The 15,554-nt window shown below is 36.3% G+C and carries 15 protein-coding genes and 1 tRNA gene; 12 read left to right on the top strand and 4 right to left on the bottom strand.

Annotation, left to right across the window (positions count from 1 at the left end; translation table 11 throughout):
- Positions 1-138 precede the first annotated feature (138 nt).
- The 7 genes from IPJ63_00215 to IPJ63_00185 all read left to right on the top strand — a co-directional run bounded on the left by IPJ63_00215 (position 139) and on the right by IPJ63_00185 (position 6,704).
- A tRNA-Ala gene (locus IPJ63_00215) sits at positions 139-214 on the top strand.
- Between the two features lie 254 nt (positions 215-468).
- Positions 469-1,104 (top strand): DUF1211 domain-containing protein, encoded by a 636-nt coding sequence (locus IPJ63_00210; GenBank protein ID QQR76684.1) that lies wholly within the window; start codon positions 469-471, stop codon positions 1,102-1,104.
- 4 nt (positions 1,105-1,108) lie between these two features.
- Positions 1,109-2,119: an AI-2E family transporter gene (locus tag IPJ63_00205; protein QQR76683.1), complete on the top strand. Its 1,011-nt coding sequence runs from the start codon at positions 1,109-1,111 to the stop codon at positions 2,117-2,119.
- Positions 2,120-2,162: 43 nt separating this feature from the next.
- Positions 2,163-3,248 carry a PAS domain-containing protein gene (locus tag IPJ63_00200; GenBank protein QQR76682.1) on the top strand — a complete coding sequence of 362 codons (1,086 nt, stop codon included), beginning with the start codon at positions 2,163-2,165 and terminating at the stop codon, positions 3,246-3,248.
- A 3-nt stretch (positions 3,249-3,251) separates the two neighbouring features.
- The gene (locus tag IPJ63_00195) at positions 3,252-5,273 is read left to right on the top strand and encodes a type IV secretion system DNA-binding domain-containing protein (protein ID QQR76681.1); all 2,022 of its coding nucleotides are present in this window, start codon (positions 3,252-3,254) and stop codon (positions 5,271-5,273) included.
- A 7-nt stretch (positions 5,274-5,280) separates the two neighbouring features.
- Complete coding sequence (locus IPJ63_00190; protein ID QQR76680.1) at positions 5,281-6,501, top strand: lamin tail domain-containing protein; 1,221 nt, start codon at positions 5,281-5,283, stop codon at positions 6,499-6,501.
- Complete coding sequence (locus IPJ63_00185; protein ID QQR76679.1) at positions 6,477-6,704, top strand: hypothetical protein; 228 nt, start codon at positions 6,477-6,479, stop codon at positions 6,702-6,704. Before IPJ63_00190 ends, IPJ63_00185 begins: the two co-directional genes overlap by 25 nt.
- Here the strand turns inward: IPJ63_00185 and IPJ63_00180 are convergent.
- Both IPJ63_00180 and IPJ63_00175 read right to left on the bottom strand, forming a co-directional pair.
- Positions 6,691-8,064: a hypothetical protein gene (locus IPJ63_00180; GenBank protein QQR76678.1), complete on the bottom strand. Its 1,374-nt coding sequence runs from the start codon at positions 8,062-8,064 to the stop codon at positions 6,691-6,693. The two genes, IPJ63_00185 and IPJ63_00180, sit on opposite strands and share 14 nt — an antisense overlap.
- A complete protein-coding gene (locus IPJ63_00175; GenBank protein ID QQR76677.1) occupies positions 8,061-8,579 on the bottom strand; it encodes a sigma-70 family RNA polymerase sigma factor in 519 nt (172 codons plus the stop codon). The genes IPJ63_00180 and IPJ63_00175 overlap by 4 nt, the downstream gene beginning before the upstream one ends.
- Positions 8,580-8,909: 330 nt before the next feature.
- On the opposite strand from IPJ63_00175, the gene IPJ63_00170 reads away from it, so the two are divergent.
- From IPJ63_00170 to IPJ63_00160, 3 genes are all read left to right on the top strand, one after another.
- Positions 8,910-10,154, top strand: coding sequence for an FAD-dependent oxidoreductase (locus tag IPJ63_00170; protein ID QQR76676.1), 1,245 nt, complete (start codon positions 8,910-8,912; stop codon positions 10,152-10,154).
- Positions 10,155-10,237: 83 nt separating this feature from the next.
- The gene (locus IPJ63_00165) at positions 10,238-11,863 is read left to right on the top strand and encodes a hypothetical protein (protein ID QQR76675.1); all 1,626 of its coding nucleotides are present in this window, start codon (positions 10,238-10,240) and stop codon (positions 11,861-11,863) included.
- 91 nt (positions 11,864-11,954) lie between these two features.
- Entirely contained in the window at positions 11,955-12,791 is an 837-nt protein-coding gene (locus IPJ63_00160) for a ParB N-terminal domain-containing protein (GenBank protein ID QQR77005.1), read from the top strand.
- A gap of 16 nt (positions 12,792-12,807) precedes the next feature.
- Here IPJ63_00160 and IPJ63_00155 read toward each other — a convergent pair whose 3' ends face one another.
- Together IPJ63_00155 and IPJ63_00150 are read right to left on the bottom strand one after the other, a co-directional pair.
- Positions 12,808-13,389: a uracil-DNA glycosylase gene (locus IPJ63_00155; GenBank protein QQR76674.1), complete on the bottom strand. Its 582-nt coding sequence runs from the start codon at positions 13,387-13,389 to the stop codon at positions 12,808-12,810.
- A 61-nt stretch (positions 13,390-13,450) separates the two neighbouring features.
- On the bottom strand, positions 13,451-13,951 hold the full coding sequence (locus IPJ63_00150) for a hypothetical protein (protein QQR76673.1): 501 nt from the start codon (positions 13,949-13,951) through the stop codon (positions 13,451-13,453).
- A 245-nt stretch (positions 13,952-14,196) separates the two neighbouring features.
- Between IPJ63_00150 and IPJ63_00145 the strand changes: the two genes are divergently transcribed.
- A complete protein-coding gene (locus tag IPJ63_00145) occupies positions 14,197-14,424 on the top strand; it encodes a hypothetical protein (protein ID QQR76672.1) in 228 nt (75 codons plus the stop codon).
- Between the two features lie 18 nt (positions 14,425-14,442).
- Entirely contained in the window at positions 14,443-15,552 is a 1,110-nt protein-coding gene (gene ychF / locus IPJ63_00140) for a redox-regulated ATPase YchF (protein ID QQR76671.1), read from the top strand.
- Positions 15,553-15,554: the final 2 nt, after the last annotated feature.

Here is a 15,554-nt window from a genome sequence, read left to right as displayed (position 1 = left end):
TTACTCGAGCCCCTTGCTTGGTAGGCTTGTGTAGTTTATATATCAAATATTTGGGCCCTTAGCTTAGTTGGCAAGTAGACGATAGTCGCCTCATTTGCAAGCAAGCTTGGACTTGTGTAGTTTATATATCAAATATTTGGGCCCTTAGCTTAGTTGGTAGAGCGCCTCATTTGCAATGAGGAGGTCACCGGTTCGAATCCGGTAGGGTCCACCAAACATAAAAAATCTCCACTGCTGGAGATTTTTTAGTGTGTGGAAGACGCAGGTATATTTTGTATAGCAATACGAAATACCGAGTCAGGGTCGTGAAAATTTTCGAACGACGACGAGAAAATTATTCCTGACCACCAATGAGTCGAAGGAGAAACTCCGGCAGGGTCCACAAAATAAAAATGCCTGAAAGGGTATTTTTATTTTTAACATATCTATATAGTTCATTTTATTTTCAATCTGATATAATTCATATATATGAAACAAGCAAGACTAGACCAGCTCGCAGATGGCATATTTGCTATCGTTATGACTATTTTAGTTTTTGAGATACGTGTACCAGAATTTACTGGGCCGGTCACGGATGCTTTGCTACTGGAGTTATTTTATGAAATATATCCTCTGTTTTTGAGTTACTTACTTTCCTTTGCACTACTTTTTACTTATTGGAGATCACATCATTTTATAGTTTCTGTCTTTGCAAAAAATATAGACATGACCCTTACAAATATAAACGCCGTATTCTTTTTCTTCGTAGGGCTTGTTCCTTTCTCTGCGCATTTTTTGGGAAAATACAGTACTCATAACTTGGCTATTATATTTTTTGCAACAAATATATTTCTGATTAGTCTTATTTTGTTCATAATGCGTAGACATGTAGAGAAATCTGAATCTATAGAGAACATGAGAGTTACTCATATAGAAAATATGCACGCTTATACAAGAATACTTTTTCCCTTAGTGTGTGCAGTTATTGCGGTATTAGTTTCTTTTTATAACACTAGATTAGCACTGTTCTTATTTACTATAGGTATACTGTTCAACATCTTGCCTGGTAGTACTAGTGCAATGTTTAGTATTTTTGAGTTTTTTATTGGTAAGAAAATAAAATAAATATATGCATCCAAAATCAGTTCAAAGACATTTTTTCTACGGTTTGTTATTTTTAGTTTTCGTTCTAACTGTTTTTATATTTGTGCCGTTTATATCATCTCTGATTGTTGCGGCTACTTTTGCTGTGGTTATGCAGCCTGTTTATAAAAAATTCGTTAAAACTTTTAAACACAGAGGAATTTCAGCATTTTTAGCTAGTTTTGTGCTGATAATTCTTTTGTCAGTGCCACTATCTTTTATAGGAAGAGAAGTTATTATTCAGACAAAAAATTTTACTAATCCAGATCAAGGAGTCAGTCCTGTTGCAAGTTTGATTTCTGAAATTGAAGCTCCTCTTGAAAAGATTCTGCCGGGCGGTGCAGAACAGATTAGTGAATATATAGTTAAATTTTCTGGAACACTAGGAGATAATCTAGGAGCAATTTTTAGTGGAACCTTTCATACTTTTGTGTTTTTTGGAATTACACTTTTTGCACTGTTCTTCTTTTTCAAAGATGGGGAGCAGTTTGAAAAAACTTTGGTTAAACTAAGTCCTCTTGGAGACACTTATGACAATGAAATATTGGGTAGACTCAAGCGTGCTGTGAATTCTGTTATTAGAGGTTCTCTCACAATTGCTTTAATCCAAGGGGTTCTAACTGGAGTGGGTTTGGCAATATTTGGAGTGCCTAATCCAGCTCTGTGGGGGTCACTCGCTTTTTTTACAGCTCTTGTACCAAGTGTAGGCACATCTTTGGTTCTTGGTCCTTCTATACTATTTTTGTTTATAAATGAACAATTTTTCCCTGCTCTTGGTTTGACTATATGGTCTATGCTTATAGTTGGATTGATAGACAACGTATTGAATCCGTATTTGGTCGGTCGTGGTGTAAACATACACCCTTTGTTTGTCTTGTTGTCAGTACTTGGAGGTCTTTCTGTTTTTGGGCCAATAGGATTTATTGTTGGACCACTTACAATAAGTCTTCTATACGCGCTGCTCGATATATATAAAATAGGTTTTAAGATTGAATAATACTGTATTTTTCAGTTTCTTTCGTGTTATAATATAAAAATCAATGATCTCTTCATCGCACTATACAATCACAAAAAGTAATAGAAATTTTTTACTAACATCTGTTTGGATAAGTGTATTTTTTATTGCATTAGGTATTTTTGCAACTGTTATTATAGGTAGCAAGGTAGATGAGAATGAGCGAGAGAGACTTCTAATTAGGGCTAAAAATGCAGCAATCCTAATTGAACCTGGTGACGTTAAAGCTCTTTCTGGTGGAGAAGCGGACCTAGAAAATCCTACATATCAAAAATTAAAAGATCAGATGTCTGAATTGAAGAGCACAAATCCAGACGCAAACTTTACTTATTTGATGGGATTGAACGGAGAAAAATTATTCTTCTTTGTTGATTCTGAATCTCCTGGTACAGAAGATTATTCTGCACCTGGAGATGTGTACGAGGAGACACTTCCAATTGAAGTTGAAAATTTCAAGAAAGGACTTGCTTTTGTTGAGGGTCCTTATTCTGATAAATGGGGTGATTGGGTTTCAGCTTATGCACCTATAATTGATAGCGAAAGTAGAGAGACCCTTGCGATAATTGGAATAGATGTTGATGCTTTATATTGGTCTGATAAAATACTTTCTGTTCGATTGATAGTTGGCTTCGTGACTTTGCTCATGTGTGCCTTCTTGATTGTCCTTATGCTCTATCTGAAAAATTCGGTAGGGAACATAGAGCTACTTCACAAAGACAATGAAAGCTTGCGTGCAAGTCAGGAGTATCTACTTGAAACAGAAGGAATAGTTCACTTGGGTAGATGGAATTTAAATATATCTTCCAATGAGCTTGCCTGGAATGATCAAATGTTCAGTATATTTGAGGTAGACCAAAACTCTAAGATCGTTCCTGATACTTTTTGGAATTCTATACATCCAGAAGATTTACAGGAAGTAAAAATTGCTTTTAATAAAGCTATTGCTGGGCAGTTAGATTCTTTTGATATTTTATATAGAATATTGATCTCAGGTACAAAATCTAAAAAAATTCTTTCCATATGTTCAGTACGAAAAACTTCTAGAGGTGAGGTGTTCCGCATAATTGGTACAGCTCAAGATATGTCAAAATTTTCAATAACACGTACATAAAGCATGAATCCTGAAGATAAAATAACTTATTTCGGAGAAACAGATTATCGTAACAAACGAACGCGTTTTGGTATTAAGGCTACAGACAGAGCTCGTCATATGTATGTTATAGGAAAGACGGGTATGGGAAAGTCTACTCTGCTTGAAAATATGGCTATCCAAGATATCCAAAACGGTGAAGGTATGGCTTTTATAGATCCACACGGAGGAACAGCAGAAAAATTGCTTGATTATGTTCCAGAGAGTCGTTTAAAAGATGTGGTATATTTTGCTCCTTTTGATATAGACTATCCGATATCCTTCAATGTTATGGAAGATATTGGTGCAGACAAGCGCCATCTAGTGGCAAGTGGACTCATGAGTTCTTTCAAAAAGATTTGGGTGGACGCTTGGAGTGCACGTATGGAATACATATTGAACAATATACTCCTTGCTCTACTTGAATATCCAGAATCAACATTACTTGGAGTTAACAGAATGCTTGCTGATAAAGATTTTCGAAAAAAAGTTGTTGAAAATATATCTGATCCATCAGTGAAATCTTTTTGGGTAGATGAATTTGCAAAATACGGTGATCGTTATATGCAAGAAGCTGGTGCTGCAATTCAAAACAAAATAGGTCAATTTACCGCAAACCCAATAATTCGTAACATCATAGGCCAACCACATTCGTCTTTTGATATTCGTAAATTAATGGATGAAAAGAAAATATTGATAATGAACCTCTCAAAAGGACGTGTCGGTGAACAAAATGCTGCACTACTCGGAGGTATGCTTATTACCAAGATATACTTGGCGGCCATGTCACGCGCTGATGCGAGCCCAGATGCACTAAAAAAACTTCCACACTTCTATTTTTATGTTGACGAGTTTCAGTCTTTTGCTAGTGATAGTTTTGCCGATATTTTGTCTGAGGCTCGTAAATATAAACTTAGTCTCACAATCGCTCACCAGTATATAGAGCAGATGTCTGACGAGGTTCGCGCAGCTGTTTTTGGAAACGTAGGTACTATGGTTATTTTTAGAGTCGGTGCTACGGATGCAGAAGTTTTTGAAAAAGAATTCTCTCCTGTTTTTACAGCAGAAGATATAGTCAACTTAGGTTTTATCCAGATATACTTGAGACTAATGATAAATGGTATAGGCTCAAAACCTTTCTCTGCGCTCTCAATGCCTCCAATTGAAAAACCAGCAATATCTTATACCAAAGAGATAATTGAAAATTCTAGAAAATCCAACGCACGTCCAAGATCTAATATTGAAGAAAATATAAAGGAATGGCATGCACCAGTCGTAATTGAAAAACCAAAAAGAGACTTTCCTGTTGATGGAGCTCCTCGGCCGAGTGTGAACGGTGCGATTGAAAATAATCGTAGTAGTCAGAATTTTAGTCAAAATCAAAATACAAGCACTTTTTCTCCAAAGCCAGTTTTCAATAGACCTCAAACTGCTCCAGTTCAAAGTACTTCAAGACCAGCTTTCAATAAACCTGCTTCTCCAAAACCATCTAATTTAGTTCAAAAATCCAGCTACCCACCAGCTGATAGAAGACCAGAAGAGAAGAAGCCTTTTTCTGGGTTGAAGGATTTAGTAAGTCGTATAGATACAGATGATCTGCCAAAAGAAAATCAAAATCAGACTACTATTGTAAATCCAAATATTGGAGCTGTGTCTAAAAATCCAATATCTCTGGAGGGCTTGAAAAAGAAACCTATACCTCAAAAAGAACCCACTGTCGAAAATAGAAATGCATTAAAAAATGTTCTTGCGCAAGTTATTGCCGAAAACAAAAACAACACACCTCCACCACCTCCTCCTGTTAAAAAAGTAGAAGCTACACCTACACCAGCTCCTATTTCTACGACACAAAAACAAGTTGTATTACCTAGAATGGTAAATAGTTCAATCGAGAGCAATGATTCATCATCTGATACAGTGCCTGTATCGAAAGATCCGGCGAACACTACAGTTTCAAAAAAGCCTAGAGAAATCCCAGAAGATATATTGAGAAAAGTATTAGAGTAAAAAAGTCATGAGATTTTTTAGAGTTTTACTATATTTTGTATTATTTTTTACTACACACCATTTTGTGTTGGCTGAAGTCTCTGTAACTGAGATTATGTACGATCATTCTGGTGCGGACACTGATCTTGAATGGGTAGAATTTTATAATTCCGGTTCTGATTCCGTGAATTTGTCTGGTTGGAAATTCAACGATGGAGCAAATCATACTCTGAATGAGCCTCCTGCAAATGGAGGAATGGGTTCTTTAGAGATAGGTCCTTCTGAATACATAGTCTTTGCTGCAAATGCCAACGTATTCCTCGGGGAATATCCAAGTTATAGTGGCAATCTTATAGATACGGTCATGTCTCTTACAAATACTTCAGACACTGTTTCGCTTGTGGATGCGAATAGTGCAACTATTGCTTCTTATACTTATGATTCTACGACAGGAGGTGCGGGTGATGGATCTAGTTTGGCAAAAATAAATGGCACATGGACAAGCGGAGATCCGAGTCCTGGAGAATCTAATTCTTCATTTTCAGATAGTGATAATACATCTTCTGATGAGGGTGGTGATACAGACGAATTTGTAAGCTATAGTTCAACAGAAGAAGATGCAGATATATTAGATTTTATTCCACCAGAAGAAGACGTGGAGATATTATCAGATATTGTTATTGTTTCTGGATTACCATCAACATTTGACTCTCTATTACAGAAAAATAATGGAGATTTAAGTCGTGGTGGATATTATATATGGAATATGGGAGATGGAACTGAGTATACTTTTAAGCCGGCTAAAAAATTTGAACACATATATTATTATCCTGGTGAATATGTTGTTACACTCGATTATTACAATGTAGACAGTATCGAAAAAGATGATACAGATAGATTGGTTGTAAAAGTAGTAGATTCCTCTATCGTTTTAAAAATACTAGAAGATGGTGCAATAGAAGTATCTAATACTTCCAAATTTGAACAAGATCTAAATGGCTGGGTAATTGAAAGCGATAATATTTCGTATAGATTTTCGAAAAACTCTATTCTTTTGGCTGGGAAAAAGATAATTCTTTCTCCAAAAGCTACACATTTTAAATCAAATATTTCTAGAGTATTGCTTAGATACCCAACTGGGGAAGTTGCATATGAATATCCCAAGTCTCAGATTCAGGAAGAAGGCACCATTAGTAGAATATTGCCTATTTCTACTAGTAAAAAGTGTATTCAAATTATGAAAGTATAGATACACAAAGTACTATTGATAACAGAAATATATCTGCAAATTCAGCCAATCTTCCCATACCAAAAAATACTTATATTTATCTAAGTCTTGCGGGTTTGATTATTTTGGGTGTAGGAAGTATTTTTTATACTAAAAGGGTTTTGAAACAAGATAAAAATAATACAAAAACTGAAGCCGATGAGTTCGAGCTTATTGAAGAATAGATTTTGTTTTATTTGTATCTATATTTATCTCTATAACAGTAGCTTTTTCTAAAGTTATCTCTACTTCAAGTGGCATATTTACAGCCGTCTCGTTTTCAGAAAGACTTGTTGTGTCTAAAATATATTTCCCAATAGGAAGTTCTGTGTCGAATGTACCTTTTTCTGTTATTGGGAGAATAGATATAACTTCAGTTTTGTCGTAATTGTATATTATTACAGATCTATTTATATAAAGACTTGTATCTGTATCGCAAGTTTTAAGTATGTTACCAAGAGGGCAATTTGTATCCAGAACAATTTCTCCAGATAAAGTATTTTTTTGAATTTCCACAGAAGATATTTCTGCTATAGAACTATCTTGATCTACGGCTTCAAATTTTATAACTCCATTTATAACCCCAAATGTTAGAGGTGTTGATCCTGCTTCGTCTGTTTTTGCTATCTTTGTTACTACGATAGAACTTGCTCCTGTTTCAGTAGAATTTTCTTCTGTTACCTCTGTGCCTATATTTGTCTCTAGAGCAATTGCTTTTTCATCTATAACAGCCATAGATTCAGTAGCTTGAGCTTGGATTTTTTGAGTCTCGATCATGACTATCTCTGAAAGATTAGAGGTTAAGTCTTGAAATTCGATAGCAAATGTGTCTCCAGCTTCTGGCTCAGTTATTTCGCTTAGTGTACTTACTTCAGTAGAATCGATCTGAGTAACTTCTGTTGCAATAGAAATATCCTCCGGTAGAGCTTCTTCTATTGATGAATCTGTATTTTGGGATTCAGTGGTATTGATTTTTGATGCTTCGGCTTCAAATTCTACTAAAGTTGGGAGTAGGTCTTCTGCTACTGCTACTACCACTTCTTCTTGACCACTAGCTTGTAGTTCATCAAAACTGTCGTTTAGATCTTTGGCTTGGTCTACAAAAGCTTCTTTTATTGTCTCAGTTTGTTTTTCTGTTAGTTCTCCTGTTTTTTGTATTTCTTTTACCTCTTCAATTCTCTTTTCAATTCTTTCCTTCTGAACGTTTACTTTCTTTACTGCGGTAGAAGCCAGAGAAACTTCGATTTCTTCTTTTACATGTATTTTAATAGGGTAGAGAAGATCTCCTGGTAGAGTTTGTTCAGATGCGTAAGTTAAAGATCCTGCGCCGATTAATATTACAATCAACGCAGATGCTGTAACTTTTGCGAATCCTTGAAAGTTCCAGACACTTTTTATATTTTGCAGATAAGGTGAGAGTACAGAAGATTTATAGTGTTTATATGTATTTGTATATGATAAAACGCGAAAACGCATCAGATCTTTTTCTTCTGGTGTCATTTTTGAATCTTTTGCTTTTTTGAAAATCGATTCTATGTCTTTCATAAATTAATTTTATTGAATTTCTCTTTTACCTTTGCTATTCCTCTGTGAATTTTTACTGAAATATTATTTTCTGTTTCGCCAAGTATTTTGGCTATTTCTTTTACCGTCATGTCTTCTATATATCTCATAATAATCACGTCTTTGTAACTTTCATCTAGATCTTGAAGTAGTGATTTTACGAGATTTGTATCGTATTCATCAACCTTGTCCTTATAGCTTTCGTCTTTAAAATCTACATCCCCTTCAATTATCTTATCGAGGGATAAGGTCTTCTTCTTCCTATAGAAATCTATTATCAGGTTGTTGGCTATTGTGAAAAGTAAAGATTTTAGGTTTTTTACTTGATTGCCTTCTTCTATATACTCCCATGTCTTCATAAAAGCGTCTTGGGTTAAATCCAGGGCTTTTTCTCTATCACTAGTCTTATATAGACAGTAACGGAAAAGACTATCGCTATGGTTTTCATAGCATTCCATGAAGGTTTTTTGGTAATTTTCAGGGTTCTTTTCGTTCATTATATATGACGTAAAGATACCTCTCATCTTACGTCACTTTCTACATTATATGCCTTTGGTACTAATCGAGCTAGCAAAATAAGCCGACTTGCTGATGTTGGCTTATTTTATGGCTTATTTTCCTCTCTTGCCTTTACCCTCTCAGTTTTCAAGAGACTAAACATAACTGCCTCGAGTATTGCGATACTCATGAAAAAAGCAGATATTAGTAGGATTATTGTAAAAAGTGAATTTATGTTCATGGTATTTTATCTAACTACTTTTTATGACGCATGGATATTTATAATCTTACATTTTTTATTAAACACATATTTCTGTTACAATAGCGTAATGAAAATAAATGATTCCACTGTTTCTCAAAAGAGGGTTGTAATTGTAGGGGGTGGTTTTGGTGGCATAAGAACCGCCATGGATTTGCGAAGGCAGAATTCTAGAGAAAGGCTCCATATAACCCTAGTAAATAACAAACCATATTTTGAGTATTATCCTGCATTGTACCGTCTGGTCACAGGAGCTTCTCCGATTGAAGCACTGGTTCCATTGTCTGATATTTTTAATGATAAATCTGTAGATGTTGTCGTTGATAAAATAATAGAAGTTAATTTAGACTCTAAAACAGTTGTTGGTGAGAGTGGTTCTATATATAGTGCAGACTATATAGTTTTAGCGGTGGGTAGCGAAACATCTTATTTTGATGTGCCAGGTTTACCTGAGCTATCTTTCGGCTTTAAGTCAGTAAGCGAGGCATTAAGACTTAAAAAACATCTTCATGATCTTTTTTCTCCACATGAACATCCAACTCCGACAGAGTGCGTGTCGCATTTTCATGTAGTTATTGTTGGTGCGGGCCCATCGGGTGTTGAAATTGCAGGAGACCTTTCTGCATTCATGAAAAAGCTAACAAAGAATCATTCTGTAGATCCATCTCTTGTTACTATAGACATAATACAGTCAGGGTCGCGCGTTCTACCTACTTTACCTGAGAATGTATCAAGACGTGTTGAGGCTAGACTTCGAAAATTAGGTATGAACTTATTTTTGAATAGAACCTTGGTAAAGGAGGAAGTTGAGCAGGTTTATTTGAAAGATATGTCTATGCAGGCAAAGACGGTCATATGGACAGCGGGCACAAAAGTAAATCCTTTGGTTAAAAATATATCAGGACTAGAACTTAATCCAAGAGGCAGGGTTGTTGTAGATGAGTACCTACAGGCAAAAGGTCAGAGTGAAATATTTGTAATAGGTGATATTGCTGACACAAAACTTTCTGGACTAGCACAAACTGCTTTGTCCGACGGGTCTTATGTAGCAAAAGCGATTTCAAGATTAATTAGAGGCAAATCTCTACAGAGATACAATCAAAAGAAAGTCTCTTATTCGATTCCAGTGGGGGATAATTGGGGAGCTTTAGTTTTAGGTAGATTTGCATTTTACGGTAAAATACCTTATTTCATAAGACACTTTATAGACTTCCTATTCTTCGCTGAAATAGTCTCGGTTCCTAAGCTCTTCGGAATGTTTATAGATGGATATAAATATCGGTCCATAGATTCAAATTGCCGAGAATGTAACTAATATATTACAAAAAGCCTCCTTGACAAGAAGGCTTTTTACGTGTAAAAAGTATATATAAGTTCATTTAAAAAACCAATACAGTTATGGCAAATACAAATACACAAGTTCAACCAACTTTACTTAATGAAGAGAAGATTGGGAGCATAAAAAAACGGATTCGAAAAACGTTTTCAAATGTTGACCTTTCTATGGTTAAAAACCCAGTGACAAACATGGTGAGTTTGAAGGTTAAATATAACTTCAAAGACGCGGCAAGAGTAAAGAAGGCTTGCGATGATTTGATGCTCCAATACAAGGAAGAACACAATGCAATGATTGAAGTGATTGGATATTTTGAAAATCCGGAGGTAAATAAAATGAAAGTAGTTTCTTCAAAAGAAGAAGATACTATTCTCGATGAAATTATTTTACCGGAAATTCAAGATGAATCAGTCGAAACTGTAGCTGCTGAAGAAGTGGAGATAGAAGAGGTTGGTTCTTCTGATGTTAACCAGGTGCTCGAAATTCCCGAAGTTGCGTCAGATCTTTTGAAGGTATTTTATATACCAAAAGAGAATGTTTGCGATTGCGATCAGGTAACACTCCGTCTATCTTTTGATTTAACAAAAAGAGCAGATAGTGTAAAGTTCACAGAACTTACATTGTTTTGTAGTCTTATCAATGGTGATGGCAGTGCTTTTCTGGTGGAAAAGAACGATAACTTTGGTGAAGTTATCGTAGATTGCGATAAGCTTCGTATTCCAGTTTCAGCGACTTTTCGTCCAATACGCAAAAAGGCTCTTGAGTGTTTACTTGAAGAGCAAGGAATTTTCTTTAACCGAAAAAATGGGAACCTTGAGTCAAAACCGATTTCTGATGATAATAATATGAGGATGGTTTTGAACTTCAAGTCAGACAGGATTACCTTGCTCGATAAATTCAAGAAGCGTTTACAAGAAAGCGGCTTTAGACTCTCGTTCGTAAACGAGAATGCCCAGAGTATCCTAATTATTAACTATAGATTCGTAGAAAAGTCTATAACATACTTTGAGCTAATCGAAAGATCAGAGCCAGGATATTTGAAAGGCAGATTTCTCGGAGCGCTCGGTTTAAAACCACACAGGTTTTATGTGAATGATAAAATGTGGTACATAACTATTGAACGCGGAGCCAATTATGAGGACCTTGCATTAAAGCTGATGGATGCTGGGTACAAGTATGTCACAGCAAACAAAAAACACCTTATGTTGCCGTCATTAAATCCGGTTTCTGATGAAATCATGCCTCGTGAGATCCCTGATTCACAGAAAAGTATTCATAAAGAGGGAGAAAAAACTGACATGCTTGTTGTGAGGACGGTTTTGCAAAATCAGACAAAACTAGAAGCAGAAGAAAAACCTACTTCAATAGCTCGAATTGCGAGATTGATGAAAGGTTTGACTGAAGACGAAGCTCACAAAGCTATCGACAGGCTTGAGGATATAATCTCCAATAAAAAGGAGGTTATAGTAAGAACGGAAAAAGATCCGGTAGAGGAGAGAAGGATGCTCAAAAGACTCATCCATCAGATCGTTGAAAGTGGTCTTGTTGTAATAGACAAGACAGGTCATGTCGGAGTTCCTTACAGCAATGTAAAGATGCTCCCTGGTAATCGCTGGAAAGTGAGCCTGGAGACTTTTAAGTCTATGTCTACGACCGATATCCTGAGGTTTTTGGGAATTACTGATTGAAAATAACCCCGCAATTTTGCGGGGTTTTATATTTGACATTTTTGTAATATGTGATATACAGAATACATAAGTTCACAAAAAAAGAATATGAATTATAGCTACTACCGTAAAAACCTCCCCCAAGGAAATCAAAATTGAAGACATTATTACGACAAGAAATTTTCGTAAAAAGCTTGATCAGGCATGGGTTGAGCAATTAGCTGCTCTGTATGCCAATAATGTTGATGTTGATCCTATTACTGTAACACCATTTGGTGAAGAAAAGCCTGGTAAATACAAATTGGTAAAGGGTCGTCACCGTATTCAGGGACGATTACTAGCTGATTTTCAGACCATCAAGTGTCATATCAAGACATACGACAATGAGGCGGACATGATTATCGACGCTATCTCTGAAGATGTTAAATCTTCAAAGCCGATGACCCACGAAGATTTTCTGTATACAGCTAAACAGCTTTATGAAGTTACTGGATATAAAAAACGTGAAGTTGTAGCAAGGTTGAGTGAAGTCATGCCTCCTAAAATGGCAAAAAATTATGCCGATATGGTTGTTCAAAAACATAAAGAGCGACAGATAGTAAAAGCTCTGGATGCAATGGGTACTCAAAAAATCAATGTATCAGAAGCTGCTACCCAGTTTGGTGTGGATGAAAACCAGCTCGCCTTGATGTTGAAAGACAGAAAAGGAGTAAAGAGGAAGAAGCATTACTCAATTAGAAATTTCAAGGGTAATATCAAGCAAAGGTTCAACGCCTACAATAAGGCGATGATAAAAAGCATTGAAGATGCTTTTGCTGGATACGAGAACAATGAATTTAGTGAGGTTGAAGTTCAGACCGTACTTGATTTCATTGAAGCGACTGGTCAGGAATTTTTAAAGACCGTTGTGGAAAAGAAGAAAAGATTCAAAACTCTCTCTGGTCAATAAAAACAAACCCGCTATTTTAGCGGGTTTTAATTTTGTCTAAAATTTTTGGGATTTTGCGAAAGTCTTTTATCAAGGTTTCTCTCATACTTCCGTTGTAGAGCGCAGCAGCTGGGTGATAGAGAGGTAGGAAATTTTCAGTAGGGAAGTCGGCGAATTTTTTATGAATTAGTTTTCCGTGAGCGTCAGATATTTTTAAGTCTGGGAAAAAGTCGTTCATTGAGTGGCGACCCAAGAAGACTATTAGTTCTGGTTTTATAAATTTTAGTTCCTCGTATAACCACTCACGACAATCTTCTTTTTCTTTTGAGGTCGGATCGCGATTTTCTGGTGGGCGATATTTTACGATGTTTGTAATATATACATCATCACGTTTCATTTTTATAGACTCAAGCATCTCACTCAAAAATTTTCCTGCAGACCCAACAAAAGGGACTCCAGTTCCATCTTCTTTCTTGCCAGGAGCTTCGCCTATGAAAACTATTTTTGCACTACTATTTCCATCACCAAATACTGCTTGTTTTGCAGTTTTTTTAAGACCACATTTACATTTCGCAGACCATTTTTTATGAATTTGATTTAATTCTTCTGCTCGTGACATAAACGAAGTATAACAAAACCCTCTCGTTTTCGAGAGGGTTATATATTTACGTAGAGGCTTATCAGAATGTATATCCGATTCCTGCTACGATTTTTTGATCGTAGGCGGTAGATGTTGACCATACGAACCACGGCTTGAAATAAAACTTTTCAAACAAAGTTATTTTTACTACCGGCCCGGTTTCTATCCAATGGTACGCGAGCGGTGAACCTTCGTCGGTCCCTGTCGTGCTTATGGCCTGCCCTGCATATCCGATTTTTAAATAATCGGTCGGCTCCCAAAACATCTCGAGGTATCCATAAAAGAAGCTGGCTTCATCACAACTCGTATGAGCGTATTGGCCGAGTCCATAAAAAGAATACTGTAAACCACTCGAGTCTACGTTTTCACCACCAAATTCTACTTCCGGGCCAAAACCATTGAACCCACTCGGATCTGCTGAATAAAGTAATCCAATCTGGGGTGATGCCCACAGGCTCGCAGATTCGTTTTGCAGATTTGGACCTACATATAAGCCCATGGTGTTGTTCCAGTCGAATCCATAACGGAGGTCGATGAACAAGTTTTCGCTTGTAACTGCTTCATACCAGATAAATGGTGAAGCTGTAGCCTCAGGTGTTGAAAGAGGTCTTGATACCCATGCGGATATGTCAGACCATTGAGAAAAAATAGGGGATGCAAATAGAGATTGCCATCAATAAGGTAGTTACGATTTTCTTCATATTTTTTGTACGTTTTCTGTATAATATCACGTAAATCCATTTTAGTCAAATAGAATCAAAAAGTGGGTTGTGGTATAGTACGTCCATGTCAATCAAAACTTTTTTTGTGCGCAAAATGTTAAAAGCAAAAGGTGTTTCCGATGATCAGATAGATATGATTATGACAATCATGGAAAAAAACCCTGAGCTTTTCAAAAAAATCCAAAGTGAGGTTGAAGCTCACACAAAGAGCGGTATGAATGAAACTATGGCTTCTATGGTGGTTATGAAAAAATATCAGTCTGAGCTGAGAGACTTACTTACAAAACAATAATTGTAAAATTATCTAAACATGAGCTTATCTATCGGAATTGTTGGTTTACCCAACGTCGGAAAGTCGACGCTTTTTAACGCGCTGACTAAAAAAGGTGTCCCAGCAGAAAACTATCCATTTTGCACAATCGATCCGTCTGTTGGAATCGTAGCTGTTCCAGATGAGCGCATTTGGAAACTTTCAGAATTTTCAAAATCTAAAAAAACTATTCCCGGTGCGATAGAATTCGTAGACATCGCAGGACTTGTGGCAGGTGCAAGTAAGGGTGAAGGCTTGGGCAACCAATTCCTTTCTCATATAAGAGAAGTAGATGCCATATTTGAAATGGTGCGTATTTTTCCGCTCAAGAGTGACAACAAAGAAATCATGCATGTGTATGGAAACATTGATCCATTGCGCGATATCAAGGTTATAAACTATGAGCTTATACTTGCTGATTTGGAAACTGCATCAAAGAGACTTAGTAATATCGGAAAAGATGTAAAGAAGGGAGATAAAGAAGCTATTTTAGAAGAAAGTATTTTGAAAAAAATTATCGAAACTCTTGAGGCGGAAAAAATGGTAAACACAATTTCATTTGACGAAAAAGAGATTGTAAAAGTTCGTCAGTTGAATTTACTAACTTTCAAGCCAATACTATATGGTTTCAATAAACGCGCTGGAGCAGAAAATTTGGATAAAATGAATCCGGAACTTTTCAAAGAAGTTACAGATTTTGTTGAGTCTACTGGCGCTCGATGGGTTTTAGTAGATGCAAAGATAGAAGACGAACTCAAAGATTTTGAAGGTGAAGAAAAAGCAATGTTTCGTGCAGAGCTTGGTGGGGAGCATGATGGAATAAACGACCTGATTACTGAAGGATACAAGCTACTTAACCTGATGAGTTACTTTACTACAGGAGAGGATGAAACTCGTGCATGGACAATAAAACAAAATTCAACTGCACCAGTTGCAGGCCAGGCAATACATACAGACTTTAAAGATAAGTTTATCCGTGCAGAGGTGGTGTATTGGCAGGATTTGCTTGATGCAGGTTCATATGGAGAGGCGAGAGCGAAGGGAAAAGTTAGAACAGAAGGGAAGGAATACATCGTAAAAGACGGGGATGTGATTGAGTTTAAAATATAAAA

The organism is Candidatus Nomurabacteria bacterium, from assembly GCA_016699365.1.
Classification (GTDB): domain Bacteria; phylum Patescibacteriota; class Minisyncoccia; order Phycocordibacterales; family UBA9973; genus CAZLWF01.
Note: the sequence above shows the minus strand (reverse complement) of the source record. Positions and strands in the feature narration are given on the sequence as shown.

What these genes read in the sequence shown, in the direction of transcription:
- IPJ63_00210 (QQR76684.1), top strand. Translation starts at nt 469, where the DNA reads ATGAAACAAGCAAGACTAGACCAGCTCGCAGATGGCATATTTGCTATC.
- IPJ63_00205 (QQR76683.1), top strand. Translation starts at nt 1,109, where the DNA reads ATGCATCCAAAATCAGTTCAAAGACATTTTTTCTACGGTTTGTTATTT.
- IPJ63_00200 (QQR76682.1), top strand. Translation starts at nt 2,163, where the DNA reads ATGATCTCTTCATCGCACTATACAATCACAAAAAGTAATAGAAATTTT.
- IPJ63_00195 (QQR76681.1), top strand. Translation starts at nt 3,252, where the DNA reads ATGAATCCTGAAGATAAAATAACTTATTTCGGAGAAACAGATTATCGT.
- IPJ63_00190 (QQR76680.1), top strand. Translation starts at nt 5,281, where the DNA reads ATGAGATTTTTTAGAGTTTTACTATATTTTGTATTATTTTTTACTACA.
- IPJ63_00180 (QQR76678.1), bottom strand. Translation starts at nt 8,064, where the DNA reads ATGAAAGACATAGAATCGATTTTCAAAAAAGCAAAAGATTCAAAAATG.
- IPJ63_00175 (QQR76677.1), bottom strand. Translation starts at nt 8,579, where the DNA reads ATGAACGAAAAGAACCCTGAAAATTACCAAAAAACCTTCATGGAATGC.
- IPJ63_00170 (QQR76676.1), top strand. Translation starts at nt 8,910, where the DNA reads ATGAAAATAAATGATTCCACTGTTTCTCAAAAGAGGGTTGTAATTGTA.
- IPJ63_00165 (QQR76675.1), top strand. Translation starts at nt 10,238, where the DNA reads ATGGCAAATACAAATACACAAGTTCAACCAACTTTACTTAATGAAGAG.
- IPJ63_00155 (QQR76674.1), bottom strand. Translation starts at nt 13,389, where the DNA reads ATGTCACGAGCAGAAGAATTAAATCAAATTCATAAAAAATGGTCTGCG.
- IPJ63_00145 (QQR76672.1), top strand. Translation starts at nt 14,197, where the DNA reads ATGTCAATCAAAACTTTTTTTGTGCGCAAAATGTTAAAAGCAAAAGGT.
- ychF (QQR76671.1), top strand. Translation starts at nt 14,443, where the DNA reads ATGAGCTTATCTATCGGAATTGTTGGTTTACCCAACGTCGGAAAGTCG.